Origin of the sequence: Arthrobacter sunyaminii (assembly GCF_018866305.1) — a bacterium.
GTDB classification, from domain to species: domain Bacteria; phylum Actinomycetota; class Actinomycetes; order Actinomycetales; family Micrococcaceae; genus Arthrobacter_B; species Arthrobacter_B sunyaminii.
In genome coordinates this window covers 955289-981280 of record NZ_CP076456.1, presented here as the reverse complement: position 1 = coordinate 981280, position 25992 = coordinate 955289, and the positions used below count along the sequence as shown (strand labels likewise).

The following is a 25992-nucleotide window of genomic DNA, read 5'->3' as shown; positions in this document are numbered from 1 at the left end:
TGACGGTCACTGGGATGTATGTATTCTCCCACAACCCTTGACTATTCCCTGAATGAGGACTATGCGGTTACACCGGTTCCTGCGTCGGTACCCTCACCCTGGGGCGGATGCGCAGGCGGCACCGGTGCAGCGTGCCACGGGTCAACTGCGGCGGCTCCCAACCGGCGGAAATCCTCCGGCCGGTCGGTCACCACTGTCAGGTCATGGTGCAGGGCGGTCGCAGCCACCACCACGGTGAGAGTGCCGGTGTCGTGGTCCAGTCCTGTGGACGCCAGTGCCACCCCGGGATCCACCGGCAGGATATGGCAGCCGAAGCGGCCGGTGAGCTCCTGCAGCCAGGCGCGGTCCGGCTTCGGCAGGTCGCCCAGGGTCAGCGCCGAGATGAAGATCCGCAGGCTGCTGCGGCACCGCAGAAAATCCCGCAGAGCTGCGCTGGGATCAGGGCTTCGGATGTCAGCCAGAACGGCGGTGTCCAGCAGGAGCCCGGACTGCCCGTTCATGCCGGATGCTCGGCACGGGCCAGCAGGAAGTCCAGAAACTCCTGGCGGGCCGCCGTGATAGCCCGGTAATCCGAAAGGGAAACTCCCCGGGGTTCTGCTGCGCGGCGGGGATCAGCGGTGTCAGCAGGCCTGCCTGTGGCAGGGCGGTCAGCGGCATAAACGGAATTGTCCATGAGAATACGGCGACGTGCGCCGGTCCTTTCGGCGTGCTCTTGCCCGCACCGGTTACCCGAGGGCGAGTGCAGGCCACTTCTTCATCCGAACCACCCAACGAGCGTGGGGTTGGTATGCGGCCAAGTCGGAGCTTGGCGGCCGCAGTTCTTGAAGCTGCTTGGAAGTATAGCCAGTTTTGCCGCTGTGCCGGCCGTATTGCCTTCTGTGTCTTGTGCCCGAGGTGTGGAGTCCTGTGCCCGAGGTGTGGAGTTTCGTGCCCGAGGTGTGGACTAGGTCCGCGCCGGAGAGCCGGCATGCAGGGACAGCGACGAGGCCACGAGCCGTTGAGTGTACTCGTGCTCCGGAGCGGCATAAACCTGTCCGGTTGGACCGGACTCCACGATCCGTCCCTGATGCATGACGGCCACCGTGTCGCACAGGTGTTTCACGACGCCCAGGTCGTGGGAAACGAACACGAGCGTGAGCCGATATTTGTCCACCAAATCAGAGAGCAGGTTCAGCACCTGCGCCCGCACTGAAACGTCCAGGGCGCTGACCGGCTCATCCGCCACCAGGATGCGGGGCTCGCAGATCAGGGCACGCGCTATGGCGATCCGCTGGCGCTGACCGCCGGAGAACTGGTGCGGAAAACGCTCCGCGGCATCCGAAGGCAGGCCCACCGCGTTCAGCATTTCCGCCACCTTGCCGGCATGGTGCCGGGCGGCCACCGGCTCGCCGGGCAGCAGCAGCGGTTCAGCAACCAGATCCCGCACGCGCATGCGGGGATTGAGGGATCCCATCGGATCCTGGAAGACAATCTGCAGCTGCCGGCGCAGTTCCAGCAGCTGGTTCTCTTTCGCACCGCCCACTTCATTGCCGGCCACCTGCACGGAGCCCGACGTCGGCTGGTCCAGACCTGCGAGGATCCGCAGCAGGGTGGACTTGCCGGACCCGGACTCCCCTACGATGCCAAAGCGCTGACCGGCGGCAACCTGGAAGGACACGTCCCGCAGGGCGGCCACTTCCGCAGGAGCGCGGAACAGGGAACTGCGCCCGCGGCGGTAGGTGCGGTTGAGCCCGTTCACCCGGATCAACGGCTCTGCAGCCTCAGAGCCCGAGGGCACTGTGACCGCCGGCGCTGCAGGTGCCTGGTCCCGCGCAGCCCCCGGAACGTACCCGGCCGCAGAAGAAACCGTGAACAACCGCCCGGAACCGTCCGTGGCCTCCAGATCCGAAGCCGCCAGCAGCCCGCGGGTGTATTCGTGCTGCGGCCGGACAAACACGTCCGCAGTGGGTCCCTGTTCCACCAGCACGCCGTCGCGCATCACCAGAATGCGGTCACAGATGCTGGCCGCCACAGCCAGGTCATGGGTGATGAACAGCAGCCCGCTCCCGCGCCGGGCGACACCCTCTGAGATCAGCTGCAGCATTTGGCGCTGCACGCTTACGTCCAGCGCGGTGGTCGGTTCATCACAGATCAGCAGGTCCGGGTCATTGGCCAGCGCCATGGCCAGCATGACGCGCTGGCGCTGCCCGCCCGAAAGCTGGTGCGGATAGGCGCGGGCAGCCTCGGCCGGATCCGGCAACTGTACGGACGCCAGCAGCTCAACACTGCGCGCCACGGCGGCCTGGCCGCGGAGGGTTCCGTGCCGGGTCAGCGCCTCAGCCACCTGACGGCCCACCCGCATCAGCGGGTTCAGGGCACTCAGCGGCTCCTGAAACACCATTCCCGTCCGCCGGCCGCGGATGCGGCTCATCTGGCGGTCGGAAGCTCCCACCAGATTGTGCGGAACGCCGTCCAGCCGGACCGATCCGCTGGTCCGGAGCTCGTCCGGTAACAGTCCCATGAGAGCGGCCGCTGTCACGGATTTTCCCGACCCGGATTCTCCGATCAGGCCCACGCGTTCACCGCGGGACAGGGAAAGGGCAAAATCCTTCACCAGCACCCGGCTTCCGGCGCTGACTTTCAGCCCTGTGACCTCCAACAGGGGCACAGATGCCGCATGCGGTGCTGACATCAGCGTTCTCCGTTCAGTTTGGGATCGAACCGGTCCCGCAGGCCGTCGCCCAGCAGATTGAAGCCCAGCACCGCCACGGCAATGGCCGCTCCGGGCCAGATCGCCAGCGACGGATAGGTGCCCAGAAACTGCTGGGACTCCTGCAGCATCCGGCCCCAGGACGGCACCGGCGGCGGCGTTCCCAGGCCCAGAAAGGACAGCGCAGCCTCTGCCAGGACGGCCAGGCCAAAGGTGACGGAGCACTGCACCACCACCATCCCGGCAATATTGGGCAGGACGTGCCGGCGGGCGATGCGCAGCGCCGGCTGGCTGGCTGCCCGGGCCGCCAGCACGTATTCGGTGCTCATGACCTGCAGGGTGCCGGACCGGGCAACGCGGGCGAAGCCGGGAATGGAGCCAATCCCGATAGCGACCATCGCCGTCGTCGTTCCCCCGCCGAACACCGCACCGAACATGATCGCCAGCAACAGGGCGGGGAAGGCCAGCAGGATGTCCGCGCCGCGCATCGCCACTTCGTCCACCGCCCCCCGGCGCATGCCGGCCAGGATACCGATGGGGGTGCCGATGAGGGCGGCGATGCCCACGGCGACCAGCCCCACCGACAGCGTGATGCGGGCTCCATAGAGGATGCCGGAGAAAACGTCCCGCCCGTAGCGGTCCGTGCCCATCAGGTGATCGGGGGTGGAGCCCTGCAGCCGGTCGGCGGGAAAAGCACGGACCGGATCGTAGGGCGTCCAGAAAAAGGACACCAGTGCCGCCAGCAGCACCACCGTGACCAGCACGGCTCCGACCAGCAGCGTGGGAGAGATCCTGCGGGCGGTCCTCATGAGCGTTTCCTCAGCCGGGGATCGATGATCGTATACAGGACGTCAACGGCCAGGTTGATGATCAGGGTGAGGGCCACCAGGACCATCACCACCGACTGGACGGTAAGCAGATCCCGGTTCCCCACGGCGTCCAGGAGCATGGACCCCAGGCCGGGAATGACGAAGACGCGTTCAATGACCACGGCGCCAATGATCAGTGCCGCCAGCTGTACGCTGGCGACCGTCAGCACCGGAACCGCGGCATTGCGCAGCCCGTGCCGAACCAGTGCTTCCAGTTTGCCGAGCCCCTTGGCCCGGGCAGTACGCAGATAGTCCTCGCTCATGACTTCCAGGACGGCGGACCGGACGTAGCGGGTCAGGACAGCGCCTTGGACGGAAGCCAGGGCGAGCACCGGCAGGGTCACCCGGTGCAGGAAATCGGCAAAGTCCACGCCCGGCGGAGTCCAGCCGTTGGCCGGGAACCAGCCCAGCCCCACGGCAAAGACCACCACCAGCATGATCCCGGCCAGGAAGCCCGGCACCGCCACGCCCAGCTGGCTCAGCCCGCTGAGCAGGACTCCACTGGGTTTGCGGTGCCGCAGCGCGGCAATGGTCCCGAAGGGCACGGCGATAACCAGCGCCGCAGCCATGGCCAGCCCCACAAGGATGAGCGAGACCTGCAGGCGGTCCAGCAGCAGGGGGCTGATGTCCTGGCGGGTGACGTAGGAAACCCCGAAGTCACCCCGGAACAGTCCCCCTACCCAGTCGAGATACTGCACCGGCAGCGGTCGGTCGGTGCCGAACTCCCGGCGGGTCTGCTCCAGCAACTCCGGGGTGGCGTTGACGCCCAGGGCTATCTGGGCGGGATCGCCGGGGATGGCACGCATGAAGAGGAACACGGCCACGGTGGCCGCCAGGAACGTGGCGGCAAACCGGACAGCGTTAATCAGCAGGCGGATTCCCACGGCCTGCTACTGCCACCCTGCTGAGCCCAGGTCCAGCGCTTCAGTGACCGAGTTGGCGGGAATGCCGGTCACGCCGGCCTTGGCCACCACAATGTTGGGAAACAGGAACAGGACATCCGCGGCGGCGTCGTCGTTGATGGTGCGCACCACCTGCTGCATGCCGGAAATGTAGCCGGCTTCATCCGCGGCATCCGCTGCTGCCGCGGCGTCCTTGATTTTGGCGTTGTCGTAGCCAAGGTAGTAATTGGGGTTGTTGAACATGGTGAGCAGGTCGCGGCTCTCCACGGCCAGGACCACTGACATGTCGTAGTCGTGGCGGGTGAAGACCTTGTCCAGCCAGACGGCGGGGAACTCGGCGGATTCGATGGTGGCGTTGATGCCCACTTCGGCCAGCTGGGACACCACAATTTCAGACACAGCCGTGGCGTACGGGCGGGTGGGCACCGTGAAGGTGACGTCCAGGTTTTCCGCGCCGGCTTCGGCCAGCAGCGCGCGGGCCTTTTCGGGGTCGTAGGGATAGGTGTCGTTGAGGTCCTCGTAGTACGGGTCGGTGGGCGGCACGGGTCCACCCACCAGCGTTCCGTAGCCGCTCCAGGCCGTGTCCAGAACGGCTTGGCGGTCCACGGCATGCAGCACGGCCTGGCGGACGCGCACGTCGTTAAACGGAGGACGGGCGTTGTTCATGGACAGCATGATTTCGCCGTTGGAGGTCCCCTCAAGAACCTGGAAGGAGTCGTCGTCCGCGAAGCTGGACAGCAGTTCGGGAGCCTGCATGTTGTAGACCACGTCCACGTCTCCGGAGCGGAGGGCGTTGGTGGTGGCCACGGCGTCCGCGAAGTAGCGCAGGGTTGCACTCTCCACCTTGGGCGCCTCCCCCCAGTAATCGGACCGCGCCGCCAATTCAATGGATTCGCCGCGGTTCCAAGCCTGGACAGTGAAGGGTCCGGTGCCGATGGCAGTGGATGCCAGGTCCGCGACGCCGCTTTCATCAAACATGGCGCCCACGGGGGTGCCCAGGTCGAAGAGCCAGGCATTGGACGGGCGGGACAGCTTCACACTCACTTCGCTGTCGCTGAGGACGGTGACGGATTCCACCACATCCATCTTGGATTTCAGGCTGGACAGCCACGCGTCCGACTTCACCCGTTCCAGGCTGAACTTAACGTCGTCGGCGGTGAAGGCCTCCCCGTTGGAAAACGTTACTTCCGGCTGCAGGGTGAAAGTGTAAGTAGTCCGGTCCCCGCTGATGTCCCAGGACTCCGCGAGCAGCGGCTGGATCTGTCCGTCCTGGTCGATTTCCACGAGTCCCTCATACACGTTGGCCATCAGCGCCTGCGGAATGGCAGCGCCGGCCGTAGTGGTGAAGTCCAGGTTTGCGGGTTCACCCGTCAATGCGACGACGACGCCGCCGCTCTCCTGACCGTTCCCCGCACCGTCCTGGCCGGAGCCGCTTTGGCCGGCGCCCGATCCTGCGGAACAGGCGCTGAGTGTCAGCGCCGTCAGCAGAAGGGCAGCCGACGAGCGGACGGGAATTCGGCGCATCTTTTGTTCTCCATCGGTGGGGCGGGCGGTGCCCGGACGGCTGCGGACAATGCGTCCGCGCCAAATGTTGTCCTACATAGTATGAACTCGCTCGGGAACAGAGCGGAAATCGTCTCGGCACGGCCGAAGCGCCGCTGGGCACTGGTGCCGGCAGTGATGCCGGCGGTGATGCCGGCGGCCGCGGAAGGCGGGCCGCTGACCAAGTTGTGAGGCTAGGAGGTCCCGTTGTGCTGCTGGGGAATCCGTTCCATAAGATGCGGGCTGTTACCGGTCCCACGCTCTGGAAGGCAAGTAGCCGCTGTTCCAGACGCCGGACACCTGCAGAACGAGGTGTTAACGCAGTTGCAGGACGGGAATTTCTTCCCGTCCTGCAACTTATTCAAGCCGGTTCCCGGGGGAACCCAAAGTCTAGATTTAGAGGGCCTGGATGTTTACGGCCTGGGGACCCTTGGGGCCCTGCTCTGTATCGAAGCTAACCTTCTGGTTCTCTTCGAGGGAGCGGTAGCCACTCGAGTTGATAGCGGAGTAGTGAGCGAAAACGTCGGCGCTTCCGTCATCGGGCTCGATGAAGCCAAAGCCCTTTTCGGAGTTGAACCATTTCACGGTACCTGTTGCCATTTTTAATCATCCTTCTAAAGAAACCACCCCCGACCTTCGAGGAGTTTCACGTTGCTGTGCCGTACGCGGCATGTTACAGAAAAAGCGGCTGGCCCTTGATGTGGGTTTCGCCGCTTGGACTATCAACATGCGCAACACTGCAACTGAAATTAGTATACACAGAGGCCTCCCAGGCGTCACCCCCTTTCCGCGCTACTCGTTAGGCTTGAGAGATGCGTTCCACTTCCTCCGTGACTGCCGCTCACGCGGCGACGTCCCCGTCCGCGTCCGGCTCCTATCCCGGCTCCTCCCCCATCGAGACATACCTCCGCAGGATTCACACCGAAATAGCGGAACTCAAGGACGGCAAGCCGTACAGCAGCATTCCTGCCATGGCGAATGTGGACCCGAATAACTTCGGCATTGCGCTGGCCACGGCCGACGGATATGTCTACGAGGTGGGCGACACCCGGGAGGAATTCAGCATCCAGTCCATCTCCAAACCCTTCACCTACGGGCTGGCCCTGGCCGACAGGGGAATGGACGCCGTGGACGCGAAGGTGGATGTGGAACCCTCCGGGGATTCCTTTAATGAGATCTCCCTTGCCGAAGGCACCGGGCGGCCTGCCAACGCCATGATTAACGCCGGTGCCCTCACCGCCACCTCCCTGGTCCGCGGCTCCGGCGGCAGCACCCGCTTCAAGCGGATCCTGAACACGTACTCCGCCTTCGCCGGGCGCCAGCTGTCCGTCAGTGAACGGATTTACCGGTCGGAATTAAAGTCAGGCCACCGCAATCACGCTCTCGCGTACCTGTTGCGCTCCTTTGACATCATCGAATCCGACCCGGCTCCGGTCATCAAGGATTATTTCCGCCAATGCTCGGTGATGGTCAATGCACTGGACCTGGCCATGATGGCCGCTACGCTGGCCAACAGCGGCCGCAACCCGCTCTCCGGCGATCAGGTACTGGAGATTGAACCGGTGGAACGGGTGCTTTCCGTCATGACCACCTGTGGCATGTATGACGACGCCGGCGCCTGGCTGTCCAGCGTGGGTATGCCGGCCAAGTCCGGGGTTGGCGGTGGAACCATCGCGGTGCTGCCCGGGCAGGTTGGACTGGCGGTCTATTCCCCTCCGCTGGACGCCCACGGCTCCAGTGTCCGCGGGGTTGCCACCAGCCAGCGGATCTCCCACGACATGCAGCTGCACTTTGTCCGCGCTGCCCGCACCGGCCGTTCTGCCATCCGCAACGTCTATGACATCACCGCCGCGCCGTCGGGTATCCGGCGCACAGACGAAGCCGTTGAGGTGCTGCGCAGCCACGGCCACCGCGCCCAGGTGCTGGAACTGAACGGGGATCTTCTCTTTGCCGGTGCCGAGTCGGTGGTGCGGGCGCTCTCCAACCTGGACGACGACGTCGAAATGGTGATCCTGGACCTGCGGAGCGTTGACGAAGTCTCCGAGGTTGCCCTTCGCCTGTTCGCCGAGTCCGCCGAAATGCTGGCGCTGAACGGACGGGGTCTGGTGCTGGTGGACAGCGAAGGAACGGTCACCGAAGATCTGGCCGCACGCGGCCGCGAGGTTCCGTCCTTCCCCACCCGCAACGCTGCCGTTGAATACTGCGAGACACATCTCATTGATGCTTACGGCAGTGAACTGGTGCTTCCGGACGTCATGGAGCCGGTCGATTCGCCGGCCCTAAACCAGCTGGATCCCGAGGATGCCCAAACCGTCCAGGACCTCATGGAAGAGCGTTCTTATGACGACGGCGACGTGGTCCGGCGGGTGGGCCAGCGTTTCGGAGGCGTGTTCTTCATCGTCGCCGGCAACATTGCCACCTCCATGCCGGCACCGGACGGTTCCCGGATCAAACTCACCACTCTGGGCCCGGGGATGACCTTCGGCGAGATGGCTCTGGGCACGGACAAACGTCAGGAAACAACAGTGAAGGCCGCCGGACCGGTTCGGCTCAAGGTTCTCACCGCTGACGCCATGGACACCCTTGAGGAAGAGAATCCGCGTCTGGCCGTGGAACTCTGGAAGGCTCTCACCCGCGACGCCTATACGCGGGTGGAACAGTACCTGCGCGAAAGTGCCCTACGCGCCCGGGACTGATTCGGCTACAAAAAAGAACGGCGCCCCGTAGACAGACGCTGATGGGGGGCGCCGTTCTGCTACCCGGCGGCTGCAGGAAGCCGCAAGCTCTGCGGCTGACCCGCTGCCCGTGTGAAAAATGTACGAAGGGCGTGGATGAGGGCCGTGACCGGCTCACGGTGGTCCCCGTGACGGGACCCGGCGAAGAAGGTTATCGGGGGCACGCCTACCAGCTGGACCGCCGCCAGTCTTGGATCCAGGTGCCCGGCAAAAGGTGAGGGGAATGCCGCAAAACCCGCGCCGCCTGCCACGCTCGCCAGCACAGCCGATGAATCATCGGCCCGGATATCCACCAGCCTGGCCTCTTGAGCAGGCCGGACATCGCCCAGATACCACTGCGCCATCCAGCCGGCCGGCAATGACGAGTCATAGACCATCGGTTCCTGCACAAACTCTTCAACCTGAACGCTGGCATTGGCCCAATCATGGCGGGCGGGCACTATTCCGCTCCGATCCACAGTGACGAGCGGACTCGAATCGATGCCGGAATGCTGCACCGGTGACGCCGTCAGGATCACATCAACCGCTCCGACCAGCACTGCGTCGGTCAGTGAATGAAAAGGTACGCCGCGGCAGTTGAGCGCGACCCCCGCCACCAAATGCCGCATCAGGGCTCCAAGCTCAGCCAGCTCGCTTCGCGTTATGTGCTCGCCGATGACGCCCGGGAAGCCCAGCCGAACGCGGAAGGGAGCAGATGCCTCCGTTGCTGCATGCCGGACCGCGGCGGCATGAGTCAGCAGGGGTCCGGCTTCCCTGGCAAATCTGGATCCGGCCGGAGTCAGGGCCAGCATGCCCGAGGGTCCCCGTTCCACCAGCCCGGTCCCAAGCTGGTGCTCGAGCCGCTGCAGCCTTTTGCTGAGGGCTGATGGAGAGAGGTGCAACCGAGCAGAGGCACGGCCGAAATGCCTCTCGTCCACAAGAATCAGAAAACTTGATACGCACGCCAGGTCCAAGTCCATGGGAGCGCTCCTGCCCTGTCCGTCCATCACATTTTAGAGATCCACGGCCAAAAACGATACGTGTGCCGTGGAATCCGTTCAGTGTTGTTGCCCTGCATCCCCTCGCCGTCGAGGGGTGATTCCACCTTGGAAACGCAGCCGCGAAGGAGCGTTGACCGGGATTACGTTGAGGGAACAACGGCAACAGCTACGGCCCGTCCCGGGCCGGTGCGCCGCATCAAACAAGGAGATGGAATCATGCCGGATACCCATCGTGTGCCTGCCGGCACACCACTGACCCCAGGGACCGGGAGAATAAAAATATCCGACCGCATTAAGCTCCCTGCCCTGATTTCCGGGGAGGGAAACCTGCGCCGGAAATACGACGCCCTCGGCGGAGCTGCCGCCCTTGGCGAACCGGTGAGCAAGGAGGAGGGAAAGATCTGGACCTTCGCAAACGGATCCTGCCTTTGCTACAACCCGGACATGTTCGCCGCATTTGAAATCCACGGCGACATCTACGCGAAGTGGCTCGCCCTGGGCGGCATGGCATGGGGCATACCCTGCACTGACGAGACCGGAACCCCGGACGGCGTTGGGAGGTTCAACCACTTCAACGCCAACACAGCTTCAATCTACTGGACGCCAGCCACGGGTGCCGCGGGGATCTGGGGGCTCATCCGGGAGAAGTGGGCACAAATAGGATGGGAACGCTCAGCGCTCGGCTATCCCGTGACGGATGAATCCGGTACGCCCGACGGCGTCGGGAGGTTTAACCACTTCAGCAACGCCGGCTCCGTGTATTGGACGCCGGGGACCGGTGCCCACGCTGTTTACGGTGACATCCGTGCCCGCTGGGAAGCCATGGGCTGGGAAACCTCATATCTAGGTTATCCGGTCAGCGACGAGGTGGACTTTGCCGAAGGCGGCCGGGCCAATGAGTTTCAAAACGGCGGGATCTATTGGTGGTCCGACACCGGCGCGATCGACCTGCGCGACGTCGTCGTGCACTACACCGGCTTGTACTGTTTCGGTGAGACGGACTGGGACCAGAGTTCGTCAGCGGACGAACCCTACGTCATTATGGGCGTCACCTCTCCGCAGGTGGCTACGGTTCACCGGTCCGGGATCTATAACGATGTTGACGCTGGTGAGTCCCGGCCGGACCTCATCGAGGTTTACCGCGGACGTCCATACGGCATGAATATCTGCGCCGTTGTGATGGAAAACGATTTTGGCGACCCGGACAAGTACAAGGAAGACATCCAGAACGTGGTGATGGGCGTGCATGCCGCCGGCACGCTGGCTCTTGGGCTGATACCGGTTGTGGGACCCGTGATCGCAGCCGTCGCCGGCCCGGCGCTGAAAACACTGATGCCAAGCATCGGAGGCGCCATCAACAACGCCCTCAACCTGGGCGATGACCGGATTGGCAGTTCCTCCATTACTGTTTCCGCCAAACAGATGGTGCTGCTCGCGGCACGAACCCCGAACACCGATTTCCACGGTATCGGGTACAAAGTTGAGAGCGGACTGGTCTCCGGCTCCGGCGCCTCCTACAAGGCGTATTTCGGCGTGATCCCTGCCTAGGCGAAAGGTTCCTGGTTAAACACAAAAGCAGGACGGGTAACCCGTCCTGCTTTTGTAAGGCAATTCAGTACTAGTACTGAACCGAAGTCTCTAAATTAGAGCGCCTGGATGTTCGTAGCCTGGGGACCCTTGGGGCCCTGCTCGGTATCAAAGCTAACCTTCTGGTTCTCGTCCAGGGACTTGTAACCATTGGAGTTGATAGCGGAGTAGTGAGCGAACACGTCGGCGCTGCCGTCATCGGGCTCGATGAAGCCGAAGCCCTTTTCGGAGTTAAACCATTTTACTGTACCTGTAGCCATTTTAATATTCCTTCTGGAGTGAAGCTGGTCCCGACTTTCGGGGAGCTTCAGTCGCGGTGTTCATTTACCGCTTTTACAGAAAAGCGGCTAGCCCGTTTGGGTTTCGCCGCTTGAAATACAAAATGCGCAACAACCAACAACTGAGTAAGACTCTACACGAGATCTACCGAAAGGCAAAACGGGGCATCCCCGCAGCTTGGATCAGCTCAGCCGGGCAGCACCAGGTGGGCCGGAATGCTGTCCCTGTTGGGGATTCTGCGCAGCAGCAGCGGGTCGATGAGCTCCCCGCGCCGCAGGACCGAGACATCACCGGTGGGTTCCAGGACGACAAGCGCAACTTCGGAAAAGTTCCTGATGCCGGCTTGGCGCAGCTTGAAGTACAGCTCGTCCTCCACAATTTTGGCTGAACGCAGTCCGGCCTGCAGAACCTGCTCCCCCGCCATGAGCAGGATCGGTTTGCTGGAGAAGTAGGCACCCCGCCTGGTCCGGCGCAGGACGGCCTCCAAACGGAAGAGGGCAAACATAGTTGCCAAGCCGATGACGCCGGCGGCCAGGGTAGGCGTGTAGCCCAAAACCACCCGCCCCAGCACCGACCCGAAAGCAATCACAATGGCCTTGTCCATCGTGGACCAGCTGGCCAGTGCGCGCTGCCCGGCTGTCCGGATCAGGACGAAAAATGCGGCATATATACCAGTCGCAGAAAGGATGACCCAGAGGGCCTCCAAGGGTGAAATTCCGAGGTTGTGGGACCACACGGTCATTCTCCTTACAGGGCAAGGCCGGGACCTTATTCCGGTCCCGGACCCTCAGCCGGCTTGGAGATAAACAGGAAGCCGACGCTGAACTGAGGATGGCACCGGCAGCCGCCTGGGCCGATAGGAAAAATGCTAGCCCCGGCGGTGCGGTTCCAACAGGCCGGTGCTGCAGGACTGCCGGACGGCTCCGTGATCCGTGCAGTCCAATACCCGGCTGCCTAGCGCGCCGCCATGGACTGGACCGCGCGGTAGGCAAAGACCATGGCGGTGCCGATGGGAATGCCCGGCCCCGGATAGAACCGGCCGGAGAAGGACGCGCTCGTGTTTCCCACGGCGTACAACCCGGGGATAGGCTCCCCGTCTTCGGCCAGGACCCGTGCGTCGGGGTCCGTGCGCAGACCACCCTTGGTGCCCAGATCGCTGAGCACCATCCGCGCCGCGAAGTACGGCGGCTGGTCCAGTGCCACCAGGGCAGGATTGGGACCGTGCGAAGGATCCGTGAAAAAGAGGTCATAGGGGTCTTCACCGCGGTGGAAGTCCTCGTCCACGCCGGTTTCGGCAAAACCGTTGAACCGCTGCACGGTTTCGCTCAACGCTTCCGCCGGCAGCCCGGTGCGTTCAGCCAGCTCCTCGAGGGTTTGCGCCTGAACCCAGGTTCCGGCAGCGAGGTGCTCCCGGGGTGACGTGATGTCCGGGCGCATGATGGCGGGCAGCCCGCCGCCGAAACGTGAATCGAAGACAAACCATGAAGGGATCCGGTCTTCCGCGGCGAAGGCCATTTGGCGGCCCATCCGGTCATAGGGCAGTGATTCATTGGCGAAACGCCGTCCGTCCCCGCTCACCATCAGGCCTCCCCGGAAGCCCAGGGTAAAGGCGCCGTCGCCCGACGGCTGCAATACCCCGGGGCACCACCAGCCCTCATCCATCAGCTCAACAGCGGCCCCTATCTCCTGCGCGCTTCGGATGGCGGTGCCGGTGTTTGAACCGCGCGGCGCCATGCTCCAATCTGCTGAACCGGGTGTTCCGTTCTCCGCGCGCATCCGGGTGTTCGATTCAAACCCGCCGGCGCCCAGCAGCACTCCCGCTGCAGCCTTCAGTGTGTGCGCCCCATCAGCGGTCTCCACGGAGATGCCGACTGCTCGTCCTTCCTCGACAATGAGGCCGGTCATCTCGGTTTCGGTGCGCACAGAGCCGTTGCCGGTATTCATGAAGCCCAGCAAAAGGCGCCCGATGAGTGCCTGTCCGGCGGTCAGTGGACCGTCAGGGTGTGACTCCCCTTTGCGGTCACTCTCTATGTTCGGCCGCACCAGAGCGGCCAGGTTCCCAATCTCGCTTCTCGGAAGATCCAGCGGCATCATGGACCGTCCCGCGTCCATTCTTCCGGGACCCGCAAAGTAATCGGGGAATGCAGTCCAGCGGAACTCAATGGCCGGGTCATGTTCAAGGGCTTTGACCAGCTCCGGGGCACTGGCCAGGAAGGCTTCCCGCCGGTCAGCTTCAGCCTCTCCCAGCAGGGACTGCAGATAGGCGCGTGCAGCGTCGAGGGAATCGGCCACCCCCGCCCGCTCCTGCACCTGCGTGGCGGGCAGCCAGCAGGAAGCTCCGGAATAGGACGACGTGCCGCCAAGGAACGGTGTCTTTTCAACTACCAGCGTTTTGAATCCACGGGAGGCAGCACTGAAGGCGCCTGCCATCGCACCTGCTCCGGAACCCACCACAATGACGTCATACTCGCTGTCCCAGTCCTGCACATTTACCTGCCCGATTGTCATCGTTTCCCTTTTCGTCGTCGTCGGTGGAACGCAGGCCTGGCTGCGGCATTCCGCCGGCGGCCCGACCACCAGATTGTCAGGCGGGAAATGCGCCGCTCACGACGGTCCCATACACCGGGACTGGCCCCTCACACGGTTACGCCTGTGCCTAAATTCAAGGTTCGAGACGTTCGACACCGCACAGGTGAATTTGAAGGGAACGGTTCCACATGAGCATTGTTGAGTCAGACCAGGACGAGATCAGGCAAATTGAATCAGGCCAAGTGCCCACGCGCTACGCGCGCGGATGGCATTGCCTGGGCCTGGCTGAAAAGTACAAGGACGGCAAGCCGCATACGGTGAAGGCCTTTGGTCAGAAACTGGTGATTTTCACGGGTAGCGACGGCAAGGTCAACGTGTTGGACGCCTACTGCCGCCACATGGGTGGGGATTTGTCCCTGGGTGAGGTCAAGGGCAACGAAATTGCCTGCCCTTTCCATGACTGGCGATGGGGCGGCGACGGACGCTGCAAGTCCGTTCCGTACAGCCGGCGGGTGCCCATGCGCGCCCGCACCAGCACTTGGCAGACGCTGGACCAGGACGGACTGCTGTTCGTCTGGAATGACCCGGAAGGCAATCCGCCGCCGGAGAACGTCGTCGTCCCCCGCATCGAGGGCGCCGAGGACGAAGGCTGGACCAAGTGGGTCTGGAACGAAATTGTGGTCAACACCAGCACTCGAGAAGTCATCGACAACATCGTCGACATGGCCCATTTTTTCTACATCCACAAAAACTTCCCCACCTATTTCAAGAATGTCTTCGAGGGGCACATCGCTACCCAGTACTTTGACGGAATTTCCCGCGAGGACGTGACTCCAGCAGACCCCGATCCCAGTGCCCCCAAAATGCTAGAGACCCGTTCGGTCGCCTCATACTACGGCCCGTCATTTATGATCGACGACCTGACGTACATCTACGAGACCTTCAATATGAAGACCGTCCTCATCAATGCGCACTACCCGATTGATGAGAACTCCTTCGTGCTGATGTCCGGAATCATCGTGGAGAAGAAGCCTGAACTTCCGGGCGACCCGGACCAGATTGCCGCTACCCAGGCCCAGTGGATCCTGGGCGGCTTCAACCAGGATGTGGAGATCTGGCAGAACAAGGCCCGCATCGACAACCCGCTCCTGTGCGAGGAGGACGGCGCCGTCTACCAGCTGCGCCGGTGGTACGAGCAGTTCTTCGTGGATGTCGCGGACGTCAAGCCCGAGATGACCGACCGCTTTGAGCATGAGTTGGACACCAGCAGGCCAAATGAGAGCTGGAAGAAGGAAGTAGCGGACAATTTGGCCCTTCGCAGAGCTGCAGAGGGACAGCTGATCTAATGACAGCACAGACCGATCTCCGACTCGTCGATAACCCAATGCAGCCACTGGATTGCAGTGCTTGTGCTGCCACTGTGCTTGTACGCAAGTCGAACTGGCAACAAACCACCATTCAGTGGCAGGAGACCTCGCAGAAGGCGTGCCTGGAACGGCCACTAGCGTGCCGCGGCGGCACCCCAACGGAGCAGTTCGCCGGTTGCGGGACCCTGGCGGCAACCATCCGCGATGCTTCCCTGGAAGGCAGGATCGATGTGATTTTCAAGGACGTGCCGGAAACGTAGCGCCTGGACGCTTGGAAAGGCAAGCGGGAGGGATCAGTTCAGCTGGAACTGATCCCTCCCGCTTTTGTTGTGCCCTTGGGCTTCCTCAGCAAAAAGCACTGCCCGACCACCCCCACGGGGAGCCGGGCAGTGCCCTGCTGTTTCGCTGCCGGGATGGGCCGGGTGCGATCGACCTACTCGTCGTAAGTGATCCTGACCTTCTCGCTGACTGCCACCGCCTGGCAGGCGAGGATGTACCCCTCGTCGAGGTCCGCTGCGTCCAGGACCTCGTTCCTTTCCATCCGTATCTCGCCTTCGAGGACGCGGCACGTGCAGGCACTGCAGGCGCCCTCCCGGCAGGAGTATGGCGCGTCTATGCCGGCGTTGATCAGGACGTCCAGCAGGCGGTTTCCTCCGGGCCAGGACAAGGACCGGGTCTGGCGGTCCAATTGGACCTCCACCTCCGTGCTCTCCCCCTCGACGTCGTGAACCACGGCAGCCACCGGAGCAAAGGGATCGGTTCCCAGCGAGGTGAAGCGTTCAATGTGGACCCGCTCCGGCGGCAGGCCGAGGGTTTCCAGTGCTTGGGCAACGCAGTCCATGAACGGTCCGGGACCGCAGATGAAAACTTCGCGGTCTGTGTAGGGGGCGGCCAGGGCACCGATGGAGGGCTGGTCTGGCAGCCCCTGCACGGTTCCCAGCCAGTGGATAACCGTAAGCCTGCCGGGATGCTGCTTGGAAAGAGCAATGAGCTCATCCCGAAAAATAATGGAGGACTCATCTTGGTTGGCGTAGACCAGCGTCACCAGTCCGTTGCCGGCAGCAAGTGCCGACTTCAGAATGGACATGACAGGCGTAACGCCGCTTCCCCCGGCGAACAGGAGGAAGTCCTTGTCCAGCGAGGTCGGGGTGAAGGTTCCCGCCGGGCGCAGGACGTCCAGGACGTTGCCTTCCACTACGTTGTCGCAGATCCAGTTCGATCCGTAGCCGTCCCGGGTGCGCTTGACCGTGACCTTCAGCTTTTCGTCCTGCTGCGGCGAGCTGCACAGCGAGTAGCATCGCGCTGCGCCGCCGGGACGGTCGCTGGGGATGCGGAGGGTGAGGAATTGGCCGGGCTTGTAGCTGAAGGTATCCCCCACTTCCCCCTCCGGCTCCAGGACGAGCGTGTGAGCATCGGACGTTTCCCGGATGACCTCCACCACCCTCACCTGTTGGGGCGTTACCACTGACAAAGTGCTCATACTGCTGCCTCTTCCCGCTGCAGGAATGCCAGTACGGTGCTTTCAAAGGCGGCCTTCTGCTCGATCATTGCCCAGTGCCCGCAGTTGGGGAATACATGAAGTTCCACGTCGGGAATGGTCCTCAGCGGCACCAGCACCCCGTCCAGAGGGGAGACGCGGTCATCACGGCCCCAGGTGATCAGGGTTTTGGCCTTCAGCTTGTGCAGCTGTGCCCAGGCCGGGGCAGCATCGGAGGCAGCAGCAGCTGCGGCCGCGGCTTTCATCGCCGCCCGGCTGTACATTCTGCGGGCGCTGGCCAGTGTCTTCGGTTCCGTGGCCTGCTGCCAGCGTTCGTTGATCAGCTCCTCGGTGACCAGCTCCTGGTCGTAAACCATGGACTGCAGCCACTGGATAAGCCGCTCGCGGGTGGGGTCCTCGGTGAAGGCAATCAGGAGGCTGATCCCCTCAGCGGGGGACGGGCTGAAGATATTCACGCCCATGCCGCCCAGCGTTACCAGCTTGGCCACCCGGTCCGGGTGGTTGATGGCAAACCGCGTGCCGATCATGCCGCCCATCGAGTTGCCGATGATGTCCACCCGGTCCAGGCCCAGACCGTCCACCAGATCGACGACGGCCTGCCCGCCGGCCTGCATGGGATGCAGGTCCGAGGGGTCGCTGACGCCGAACCCGGGGAATTCCAGGACGTAGCAGTGGAAGTGCGCGGCGAAGGCCGGAAGGATGCCCTTGAAGTTGCCCATGCCGGTCACGCCGGGGCCGGAACCGTGCAGGAAGACCAGCGGCGGGCCTTCACCTGCCTCGTGGTAGCGCAGCACGCCGTTGCCGGTCTGCAGCTCCCGCAGCACTGCGTTGCCGGTCCGGGCTGCACTGCCCTCTTCATGGCGAAGGTCCGTGGTCATTTCTCAGGCTCCTCATGTACGAATCTCTTCGGTCTTCCTGAACCATAAACAGTCCCCCGGTATGCGGCCACGCAGATCCCGATCACCGGGATGGGTTGCCTGTGCCGCGGCCGAGCCGCCAATCCCGGTGACCGGGACATCCCGGGCTCCCCCTTGTCGAAGGACCCTAGATTTTGCACAGAGGCGGAGTACAAGCCCTGACGAGGAAGCGAGAAGCAGCAATGACAACCACTGTAAATTCCGATGTGCTGACCGAGCGCGGCGAAGAGCTGCGCTCTTACGGCCAGGCCAACGAAGACCTGGGAAAGCTCAATGACGCCACCGTGGACATCCTTCGCCAGTCCGGTGTCATGAAGCTGCTTGCCCCCGTTGAATACGGCGGCACCCGGGCGCACCCCACGGAATTTGCCGAGACGGTCATGAAGATCGCCAGCCTGGACGGAGCAGCGGGCTGGGTGGCCGGCGTCGTTGGCGTACATCCCTGGGAACTGGAGCTCATGGCTCCGAAGCTCCAGGAAGAAATCTGGGGAGCGGACGACAACACCTGGGTGTCCTCCCCCTACGCGCCGATGGGCGTTGTCATCCCGACCGACGGCGGCTACCGGTTCACCGGGCACTGGCAGTTCTCCAGCGGCACCGACCATGCACAGTGGGTCATCCTGGGAGCATTCATCGGCGACGCCGAAGGCAAACCCCTGATGCCCTATGAATCAGTGCACGTGGTTGTCCCCCGCGCTGATTACACCATCGTTGAAGACTCCTGGGACGTGGTTGGACTGCGCGGCACGGGCAGCAAAGACGTCATCATCAAGGACGTCTTTGTTCCCGAGTACCGGGTCATCAACCAGGCCGACCTGTTCAGCGGCAAAGTGGCACGCGATGCCGGCAAGACCGACCCCATTCACCGCATCCCGTTCTACAGCCTGTTTCCGCTCGGCCTGACCTCCGCAGTGGTGGGCATCGCTGAAGGAGCGTTGCACGCGCACCTGGATTACCAGCGCGACCGAATGCAGGTCAACGGATTCAAGAGCGTCGAGGATCCGTACTCGATGTACGCGGTCAGCGAGGCGGCCGGAGAAATCCGGGCCTCCCGGTCGGCAGTTCTGGACAACATCAGCAGGATCTATGACACAGCGGCTGCCGGCCGTGAGATCAGCCTTGAGCAGCGCGCCGTGGGGCGCCGCACCCAGATCCAGGCTGCCTGGCGGGCCGTCGCCGCCGTAGACACCATCCTGTCCCGTTCCGGCGGCAACGGGCTGCGGATGAACAACCCGATTCAGCGATTCTGGCGCGACGCCCACATGGGCCTTGCCCACGCCATCCACGTGCCCGGCCCCACCTACCACGCAGCCGTCCTCACGGAGCTGGGCGTGGAACCGCCGGCAAACCTGGCCGCCATGGTCTAACCCGCCGGGAAACCTCCGGATACAGCAACAACCCTCAACACAACAGCAAGGCAAGGAACACCATGACTCATATTCGAGGACTGGGCTATCTCAAGGTCCAGACCGAGCACATTGACCGCTGGCGTGAACTCACCGTCGAAGGTCTCGGCTTCGCCGAGGCCGTGGGACCGGACCCCGACGGCCTGTACCTGCGCATGGACGAACGGGAAGCGCGCCTGATCGTGCTGCCGGGAACTTCCGACCGGGTCCTGGCCGTGGGCTGGGAAGTCCGCGACCAGTTCGCCCTGGCCCAGGTGGCCAGGGACGTGGAGGCGGCCGGCATTGCCGTCACCTGGCTCAACGAGGAAGAAGCGGACCTGCGCGGTCTGGAACAGGTCATCACCTTCGCCGATCCGGGTGGAACTCCGGTCGAAGTTTTCTTCGGCCCCCGTCTGGACCACAGCATCCTGAAGACCGGTTACGCGCAGAAATTTGTCACCGGTGCGCAGGGCATGGGCCACGTTGTCCTGCCCACCATGGCCATGGAGGAAACCACGTCCTTCTACACCGATGTGCTGGGCTTCCTGCCCCGCGGCGCAGTGCGGCTGGGCCCGCAGCGCCCGGCCAACCGGTTCCGGTTCTTCGGCGTCAACCAGCGCCATCACAGCCTGGCCATCGGCGGCGCACCGCATGCCGATGCTCCGGGTCTGGTGCACCTGATGGTTGAGGTCGAGGACCTGGACACCGTGGGGCGGGCGCTGGACAAGGTCACGAAGCAGGGCTTCACTCTCTCGGCTTCACTCGGACGCCACACCAACGACAAGATGGTTTCCTTCTACGTTCGGGCGCCCGGGGGCTGGGACATCGAGTACGGCACCGAGGGCATGCTGGTGGATGAAACCTATTTCACCGCCGAGGAGATCACGGCCGAGAGCTACTGGGGCCATGATCACTCCGCAGCCGCGCACGAGCCGCTGGCCGCGTTTGTCCCCAAACGCGCTGCCGTTTAGGAAACAGGACGCCGCCCATCGTCGGGCGGAGGAAGCGACGTGGTGCTTCCTCCGCCCGACGGGCGGCGGCATTCAATCGCTGTAAGGAACCCCGTTTAAGGAACCCCGTGACTCACTCTCCAACCGGCACGGCCGCTGCACCCCGCACTGCTTCTGCCGCCGGCGCGGCAGCGGACAGCGACATTGAGCTGATCCGGCGCCTAACCCACGAATATGTTTCGGCCCTTGACGGCGGCCGGCTGGACGATCTGCTGGCCCTGTTCACCGAGGACGGTGTCTGGGACGGCACCGGCTGGGGGATCCCCGCGGTTCAGGGTACGGCCGCCCTGCGGGAGTTCTTCACATCCACCATGGCCTCAAACCGCGGCACCTGCCATCTGGTCCTCAACCACATCATTGACGTTGACGGCGACGCAGCGAAGGGAACCGCCTACTTCCATGCCTTTGGCCGGCGCCTCGACGGCAGCCTGCAGGATTCCCTGGGACTGTATTCAGACTCGTTCGCCAGGACCGCCCGTGGATGGAAGTTTGCACGCCGGTCGGTGTCCGGTCTGCTGACGCCCCCGGCCGCTGACTGAGCAACCCGGTCCAGTGAGAACTCCCGGGGACAGGCACATGGGTCCAAGCGACACGCCTGGACCCGTGTGCCGTTCCGGGGCGCTCAGGACCCGGAATACCGGTCCTGGGGCAGGTCACCGGGAAACAGCGCTGCTGACACGCGGCGTGCCGCATCCAGGACCAGTGGAGCGACACGTTCAATCGGATCCCCGGCGGTGCCCACCAGGGAAATGCTTGCCACCGGCTCCCGCCGGTTGCGGATGGCCGCGGCCACGCAGGAGATACCCTCGTAGCTCTCACCGGATTCGTACGCCAGCCCGCCGCGCTGGCGAATCCGGTTCAGCTCCGCGTACAGCGCGGGGACATCCCTGATGGTCCGGGGCGTGTTGGCGGACAGTCCGTGCCGGAACATTTCGTCCAGCTGCTCGGGGTTGATCCAGGCCAGCATGGACTTTCCCAGTGCCGTTGCATGGGCCGGAGCATTGCCGCCCACCCGGGACGGCACCGAGGTGGCCGAGCGGCCGCCGGCCTTGTCCAGGTAATGGATGTTGGTGCCGTTGAGGACGGCCAGGTGGACCACCATTCCGGTCCGTATCTGCAGGCTGTGCAGCAGGGGCGCGGCCTCAGCCCGGATCCGGCTGTTTCCGTTGTCCAAGCCGCCGAACTGCAGCGAGCGCCAGCCCATGCCGTAGCCGTCGGGCGTGTGTTCCAGCCAGCCCAGCTGCACCAGCTGATCCAGGATCCGGTGCGTGGTGGAGCGCGGCAGGCGCGTCCTGGACGCTATTTCGTCCAGCAGCAGCCGGACGGAGCGTGAATCGAACACCTCCATGATCAGCGTCATCCGCGCCGCCATTGCCGGGGGCGGTCCGGAGGGAGCCGGAGGCCAGGCAACAGGGGGTGCAGTCAGGGAAACACTCATCGGCACCGCCCGAAGGAGACACCGGCGGAACGCCGGCGGAACCTGCAACAGGGAACATTCATTAGCTGGGACCTCCTTGGCACATCTATGGACCACAAAAACTATGTGAGCTAACGCACATGAGAGCTTCACTGTACACATCGCTACAGGATTTGCACCACCCTTCTCCCATCCCGCTCTTCGGGACTGCCCCGGGGCAGGACAGCTCATCGGCGCAATACTGAAGGCTCACTTGGGAGGACAGATGACTGCAACCATCGAGACTGCACCTGCTTATCCGGCAGGCATTGCAGAATTGGCCGCACGCCTGCGCCGTGCAGAGCGGGACGGAACGCCGATTGAGCCGATCCGCGACCTGCTCGCAGACGGCGGCATCAGCGCGGCCTACGACGTCCAGCGGACCAACGAGGACGCCTGGATCGCCGAGGGCCGCCGCGTGGTGGGGCGCAAGATCGGGCTCACGTCACGGGCCGTACAGGCGCAGATGGGCGTGGACCAGCCGGACTTCGGCGTTCTCTTTGCCGACATGTGCCTGGCCGACGGCGAAGCGCTGGCTGCCGGGGCAGTCCTGCAGCCGCGGGTGGAAGCCGAAGTTGCCCTCGTCCTGAAAAGGGACCTCCCCGAGCCGGATACCACGCTCACCGAGCTGATCGCCGCCGTGGACTACCTGCTTCCGGCTATTGAGATTGTCGGGTCAAGAATCACCAACTGGGACATCTCCATCCTGGACACCATCGCCGACAACGCGTCCAGCGGCCAGATAGTGACCGGCACCAGGCCCGTCGCGCCGTCGTCGATTGACCTGGCGGCCGCCGGCATGGTCATGGAAGTCAACGGCAGCGTGGAATCAGTGGGCTCGGGCGCTGCCTGCCTGGGCCATCCCTACCGTGCCGCCCTCTGGCTGGTGAGGCGCATGGCGGAGCTGGAACGGCCGCTGAAGGCCGGCGAAATCCTGATGACCGGCGCCCTCGGCCCCATGGTCGCCTTTCCGCCCGGCGCCAACGCAGTAGTGAACATCCAGGGACTTGGACAGGTCCGCATCAAACATGAGGAGAAGTAGTGGGAACCAACGAACTCTGGCCGGTGGCCATCATCGGCTCCGGCAACATCGGAACCGATCTGATGATCAAGGTGCTCCGCGGGGCCAAGCGGCTGGAAATGGGCGCCATGGTGGGCATCGACCCGGAGTCCGACGGGCTCCGGCGCGCCGCCAGCATGGGCGTTCCCACTACTGCCGACGGCATCCAGGGCCTGCTTGACCTGCCGAACTTCAAGGACATCAAGGTGGTCTTCGATGCCACCAGCGCCTCCGCCCACCTCACCAACTGGGACCTGCTGAAGGACACCGGCGTCCGCGTGCTGGACCTGACACCGGCCGCCGTCGGCCCCTACTGCGTCCCCGTGGTGAACCTTGAGGACCATCTGGACGATGCCAACCTGAACATGGTCACCTGCGGCGGACAGGCCACGGTGCCCATGGTGGCTGCCGTCACGCGGGTGGCTCCGGTGCGCTACGCGGAGATCGTGTCCTCCGTTGCCTCCCGTTCCGCCGGTCCCGGCACCCGCGCCAACATCGACGAGTTCACCGAGACCACTTCCCGCGCCCTGGTTGAGGTCGGAGGTGCGGCCGAAGGCAAGGCCATCATCATCATGAACCCCGCCGAGCCGCCGATGATGATGCGGAACACGGTGTACTGCCTGGTCGACGGTGAAACGGACCATGCCGCCATCGCGGCGTCGGTCAAAGCCATGGCCGCACAGGTGCAGGAGTACGTTCCCGGATACAAGCTCAAGCAGGAAGTGCAGTTTGAAACCTTCGGCCCGGAGAATGCCCTGCACATTCCGGGCACGGGCAGCTTCACCGGCACCCGGGTCACAGTGATGCTGGAGGTGACCGGCGCCGCGCATTATCTTCCCGCCTACGCGGGCAACCTGGACATCATGACCTCCGCCGCCATGGCCGTCGCCGAGCGGTGGGCCGAACGCGGCGGAGTACAAGAACAACACATCGCCGCGGCGATGCAGGAGGCATAACCATGAGCAGGCTCTACATCTCCGACGTCACCCTGCGTGACGGCATGCATGCCATCCGGCACCAGTACACGGTGGACCAGGCCGTCGCCATCGCCACCGCGCTGGACGCCGCCGGCGTCGCCTCCATCGAGGTTGCGCACGGCGACGGAATCAACGGCTCCTCCTGCGTGTACGGCTTCGGTGCCCACACGGACCTGGAATGGATTTCCGCGGTTGCGGGGGCCGTCAAACAGGCCAAGGTTGCCACGCTGGCGCTGCCCGGCATCGCCACCATCCACCATCTCAAGGACGCCAACAGCGCCGGAGCGTCGGTGGTGCGTGTGGCCACCCACTGCACCGAGGCCGATGTGTCCGCGCAGCACATCGGTGCCGCCCGCGATTTGGGCATGGACACCGTGGGCTTTTTGATGATGTCCCATATGAGTCCGCCTGCCGAACTCGCCAAGCAGGCAAAACTGATGGAGAGCTACGGAGCCACCTGCGTGTACGTTGTGGACTCCGGCGGAGCCCTCACCATGCCCGGCGTAGCCGAACGAGTTGATGCCTTCCGTCAGGTGCTGGATCCGGCCACTGAAATCGGCATTCACGCCCATGAGAACCTCTCGCTGTCGGTGGCGAACTCCCTCACCGCCGTGGAACACGGCGCCAACCGGGTGGACGCGTCCCTGGCCGGCATGGGAGCAGGAGCCGGAAATGCTCCGCTGGAGGCGTTTATTGCCGCTGCAGACAAGTTCGGGCTTGACCACGGCTGCAACCTGCCGGCGCTGATGGACGCCGCCGACGACCTGGTGCGCCCGCTGCAGGACCGCCCCGTCCGGGTGGACCGCGAGACCCTGTCGCTGGGCTACGCCGGGGTGTACTCCAGCTTCCTGCGGCACGCGGAAACGGCCAGCACCCGCTACGGCATCCCCACCACGGACATCCTGATGGAGCTGGGCAAGCGGCGCATGGTCGGCGGTCAGGAAGACATGATCGTGGACGTGGCTCTGGACCTGCTCGCTCAGAAGTAACCCCGTCCCACAGCATTTGGAAAGGAAACACAATGACCGAAATCAGCATGGAACAACAGCGGCCCCTCACGAGCGATCCGATGGTGTTCCGCAACGTGCTGGGCCACTTCCCCACCGGCGTGGTTCTGATTACGGGCATGGCTGAGGACGGCGAACCGGTGGGCATGATCGTGGGTTCCTTCACCTCGGTGTCGCTGGATCCGCCGCTGGTGGCGTTCCTGCCCACCGTTGCGTCGCAGACCTTCAGCAAGCTCCGCACGGCCGGTTCCTTCTGCGTCAATGTGCTGGCCGCGGACCAGGAGGACCTGTGCCGCCGCTTTGCCGGCAAGTCCGCTGACAAGTTCGACGGCTTGTCCTGGCGGCCGTCGCCGCTCGGCGCGCCGGTGCTGGACGGGGTGGTGGCCTACATCGACTGCACCTTCGATTCAATCAACGACGCCGGTGACCACTACATTGTCCTGGGCGCGGTCCATGAGCTGCAGGTGTGCAGCCCGGTGGCGCCGCTGCTGTTCTTCCAGGGCGGGTACGGACGGTTTGCCCCCATGTCGCTGAGCGCGCCTTTCGACGCGGACCTGATAGCCGGCGTTCGGCTGGCTGAGCGGGGACGGAACGAAATGGAGCGGCTCGCCGCCGAGCTGGGAGCCGAGTGCACAGCCATGGCCGTCATCAGCGATCAGCTGGCGGTCATAGTCGCCGCCGCCGGCACGGCTCCGGAACAGGACGACCGCCTCGGAGAACGCATTCCGCTGATGCCGCCCATGGGTGAACTCTGCCTGGCCTGGGAAGACCCGAAGACCATCGACCGCTGGCTCTCCCGTGCCCTGCCGAGCGACGAATGCACCCCGGACGAGTACCGGGGGCGCCTGGAAGCAGTGCGTCAGCGCGGCTGGTCCATCACCATGCGGGGCGGTTACCGGGACGAGCAGGTTTTCGAGGCCCTCCGCGAGTACTCCGCCGGCACCTACACCCCGGCCCAGGAACGCGAAATCCGCGAGATCATCTCCCGCACCTCCAACAGCTACGCTCCGGTGCAGCTGGAGGAAGGGCGGACGTACGACGTCGATTCCCTGCTCGCGCCCGTCTTTGACGCCGCAGGGAAGGTCCGGCTGGTGCTGCGCGTCGCCAATCTGCCCCGGAATGCAGAGGCGTCCCGGATCCAGGCACTGGCCCAGGAAATGCAGGCTGCGGCGCAGGCCATTGGTGCGGTAGCCGACGCCTGAG

At 64.1% G+C, this 25992-nt stretch carries 25 protein-coding genes and 1 riboswitch; of the genes, 11 read left to right on the top strand and 14 right to left on the bottom strand.

The window, feature by feature from the left end:
* Positions 1-59: 59 nt before the first annotated feature.
* The 7 genes from KG104_RS04285 to KG104_RS04255 all read right to left on the bottom strand — a co-directional run bounded on the left by KG104_RS04285 (position 60) and on the right by KG104_RS04255 (position 6602).
* On the bottom strand, positions 60-500 hold the full coding sequence (locus tag KG104_RS04285; RefSeq protein WP_104055099.1) for a PIN domain-containing protein: 441 nt from the start codon (positions 498-500) through the stop codon (positions 60-62).
* Positions 497-673, bottom strand: a complete 177-nt coding sequence (locus tag KG104_RS04280; protein ID WP_207347389.1) for a hypothetical protein — start codon at positions 671-673, stop codon at positions 497-499. Before KG104_RS04280 ends, KG104_RS04285 begins: the two co-directional genes overlap by 4 nt.
* A 30-nt stretch (positions 674-703) precedes the next feature.
* Positions 704-827: riboswitch (SAM riboswitch) on the bottom strand.
* A gap of 116 nt (positions 828-943) precedes the next feature.
* Positions 944-2671, bottom strand: a complete 1728-nt coding sequence (locus KG104_RS04275; protein WP_207347388.1) for a dipeptide ABC transporter ATP-binding protein — start codon at positions 2669-2671, stop codon at positions 944-946.
* Positions 2671-3498 carry an ABC transporter permease gene (locus tag KG104_RS04270; RefSeq protein ID WP_104055097.1) on the bottom strand — a complete coding sequence of 276 codons (828 nt, stop codon included), beginning with the start codon at positions 3496-3498 and terminating at the stop codon, positions 2671-2673. The genes KG104_RS04275 and KG104_RS04270 overlap by 1 nt, the downstream gene beginning before the upstream one ends.
* Positions 3495-4442, bottom strand: a complete 948-nt coding sequence (locus tag KG104_RS04265; RefSeq protein WP_207347387.1) for an ABC transporter permease — start codon at positions 4440-4442, stop codon at positions 3495-3497. Before KG104_RS04265 ends, KG104_RS04270 begins: the two co-directional genes overlap by 4 nt.
* Positions 4443-4448: 6 nt before the next feature.
* On the bottom strand, positions 4449-5984 hold the full coding sequence (locus KG104_RS04260) for an ABC transporter substrate-binding protein (RefSeq protein ID WP_207347386.1): 1536 nt from the start codon (positions 5982-5984) through the stop codon (positions 4449-4451).
* 414 nt (positions 5985-6398) lie between these two features.
* Positions 6399-6602: a cold-shock protein gene (locus tag KG104_RS04255; RefSeq protein ID WP_104055094.1), complete on the bottom strand. Its 204-nt coding sequence runs from the start codon at positions 6600-6602 to the stop codon at positions 6399-6401.
* A 212-nt stretch (positions 6603-6814) separates the two neighbouring features.
* Between KG104_RS04255 and glsA the strand changes: the two genes are divergently transcribed.
* Positions 6815-8698: a glutaminase A gene (glsA, locus tag KG104_RS04250; RefSeq protein ID WP_207347385.1), complete on the top strand. Its 1884-nt coding sequence runs from the start codon at positions 6815-6817 to the stop codon at positions 8696-8698.
* A 59-nt stretch (positions 8699-8757) separates the two neighbouring features.
* Here glsA and KG104_RS04245 read toward each other — a convergent pair whose 3' ends face one another.
* Positions 8758-9696, bottom strand: coding sequence for a LysR family transcriptional regulator (locus tag KG104_RS04245; RefSeq protein ID WP_207347384.1), 939 nt, complete (start codon positions 9694-9696; stop codon positions 8758-8760).
* Between the two features lie 237 nt (positions 9697-9933).
* On the opposite strand from KG104_RS04245, the gene KG104_RS04240 reads away from it, so the two are divergent.
* Positions 9934-11265, top strand: coding sequence for an LGFP repeat-containing protein (locus KG104_RS04240; protein WP_207347383.1), 1332 nt, complete (start codon positions 9934-9936; stop codon positions 11263-11265).
* A 95-nt stretch (positions 11266-11360) separates the two neighbouring features.
* Here KG104_RS04240 and KG104_RS04235 read toward each other — a convergent pair whose 3' ends face one another.
* From KG104_RS04235 to KG104_RS04225, 3 genes are all read right to left on the bottom strand, one after another.
* Positions 11361-11564, bottom strand: a complete 204-nt coding sequence (locus KG104_RS04235; protein ID WP_104055090.1) for a cold-shock protein — start codon at positions 11562-11564, stop codon at positions 11361-11363.
* 206 nt (positions 11565-11770) lie between these two features.
* Positions 11771-12325, bottom strand: a complete 555-nt coding sequence (locus KG104_RS04230) for a DUF421 domain-containing protein (RefSeq protein ID WP_104055089.1) — start codon at positions 12323-12325, stop codon at positions 11771-11773.
* A 212-nt stretch (positions 12326-12537) separates the two neighbouring features.
* Positions 12538-14091 carry an FAD-binding protein gene (locus tag KG104_RS04225; protein ID WP_207347382.1) on the bottom strand — a complete coding sequence of 518 codons (1554 nt, stop codon included), beginning with the start codon at positions 14089-14091 and terminating at the stop codon, positions 12538-12540.
* 209 nt (positions 14092-14300) lie between these two features.
* Here KG104_RS04225 and KG104_RS04220 point away from each other — a divergent pair, with 209 nt between their 5' ends.
* Complete coding sequence (locus KG104_RS04220) at positions 14301-15458, top strand: 3-ketosteroid-9-alpha-monooxygenase, oxygenase component (RefSeq protein ID WP_104161619.1); 1158 nt, start codon at positions 14301-14303, stop codon at positions 15456-15458.
* Positions 15458-15739 (top strand): ferredoxin, encoded by a 282-nt coding sequence (locus KG104_RS04215; RefSeq protein ID WP_104055087.1) that lies wholly within the window; start codon positions 15458-15460, stop codon positions 15737-15739. Before KG104_RS04220 ends, KG104_RS04215 begins: the two co-directional genes overlap by 1 nt.
* Positions 15740-15912: 173 nt before the next feature.
* Here the strand turns inward: KG104_RS04215 and KG104_RS04210 are convergent, their stop codons facing one another.
* Both KG104_RS04210 and KG104_RS04205 read right to left on the bottom strand, forming a co-directional pair.
* Complete coding sequence (locus KG104_RS04210; RefSeq protein WP_207347381.1) at positions 15913-16959, bottom strand: ferredoxin--NADP reductase; 1047 nt, start codon at positions 16957-16959, stop codon at positions 15913-15915.
* Positions 16956-17855: an alpha/beta fold hydrolase gene (locus tag KG104_RS04205; RefSeq protein ID WP_104055085.1), complete on the bottom strand. Its 900-nt coding sequence runs from the start codon at positions 17853-17855 to the stop codon at positions 16956-16958. Before KG104_RS04205 ends, KG104_RS04210 begins: the two co-directional genes overlap by 4 nt.
* Positions 17856-18076: 221 nt before the next feature.
* Here KG104_RS04205 and KG104_RS04200 point away from each other — a divergent pair, with 221 nt between their 5' ends.
* The 3 genes from KG104_RS04200 (at position 18077) to KG104_RS04190 (ending at position 20828) form a co-directional block, all read left to right on the top strand.
* A complete protein-coding gene (locus tag KG104_RS04200; RefSeq protein WP_207347380.1) occupies positions 18077-19261 on the top strand; it encodes an acyl-CoA dehydrogenase family protein in 1185 nt (394 codons plus the stop codon).
* Between the two features lie 62 nt (positions 19262-19323).
* Complete coding sequence (locus KG104_RS04195) at positions 19324-20250, top strand: VOC family protein (RefSeq protein ID WP_104055083.1); 927 nt, start codon at positions 19324-19326, stop codon at positions 20248-20250.
* Positions 20251-20357: 107 nt separating this feature from the next.
* A complete protein-coding gene (locus KG104_RS04190; protein WP_207347379.1) occupies positions 20358-20828 on the top strand; it encodes a nuclear transport factor 2 family protein in 471 nt (156 codons plus the stop codon).
* Between the two features lie 83 nt (positions 20829-20911).
* On the opposite strand, the gene KG104_RS04185 is transcribed toward KG104_RS04190, so the two are convergent.
* Entirely contained in the window at positions 20912-21727 is an 816-nt protein-coding gene (locus tag KG104_RS04185) for an IclR family transcriptional regulator (RefSeq protein ID WP_104055081.1), read from the bottom strand.
* Between the two features lie 244 nt (positions 21728-21971).
* On the opposite strand from KG104_RS04185, the gene KG104_RS04180 reads away from it, so the two are divergent.
* From KG104_RS04180 to KG104_RS04165, 4 genes are read left to right on the top strand one after another with little or no spacing between them, the layout of a single operon-like run.
* Positions 21972-22787, top strand: coding sequence for a 2-keto-4-pentenoate hydratase (locus tag KG104_RS04180; protein ID WP_104055080.1), 816 nt, complete (start codon positions 21972-21974; stop codon positions 22785-22787).
* Entirely contained in the window at positions 22787-23761 is a 975-nt protein-coding gene (locus KG104_RS04175) for an acetaldehyde dehydrogenase (acetylating) (RefSeq protein WP_273545206.1), read from the top strand. Before KG104_RS04180 ends, KG104_RS04175 begins: the two co-directional genes overlap by 1 nt.
* Positions 23762-23763: 2 nt before the next feature.
* Positions 23764-24771: a 4-hydroxy-2-oxovalerate aldolase gene (gene dmpG, locus KG104_RS04170; RefSeq protein WP_104104304.1), complete on the top strand. Its 1008-nt coding sequence runs from the start codon at positions 23764-23766 to the stop codon at positions 24769-24771.
* Positions 24772-24803: 32 nt separating this feature from the next.
* Entirely contained in the window at positions 24804-25991 is a 1188-nt protein-coding gene (locus KG104_RS04165; protein WP_237686977.1) for a flavin reductase, read from the top strand.
* Position 25992 lies beyond the last annotated feature (1 nt).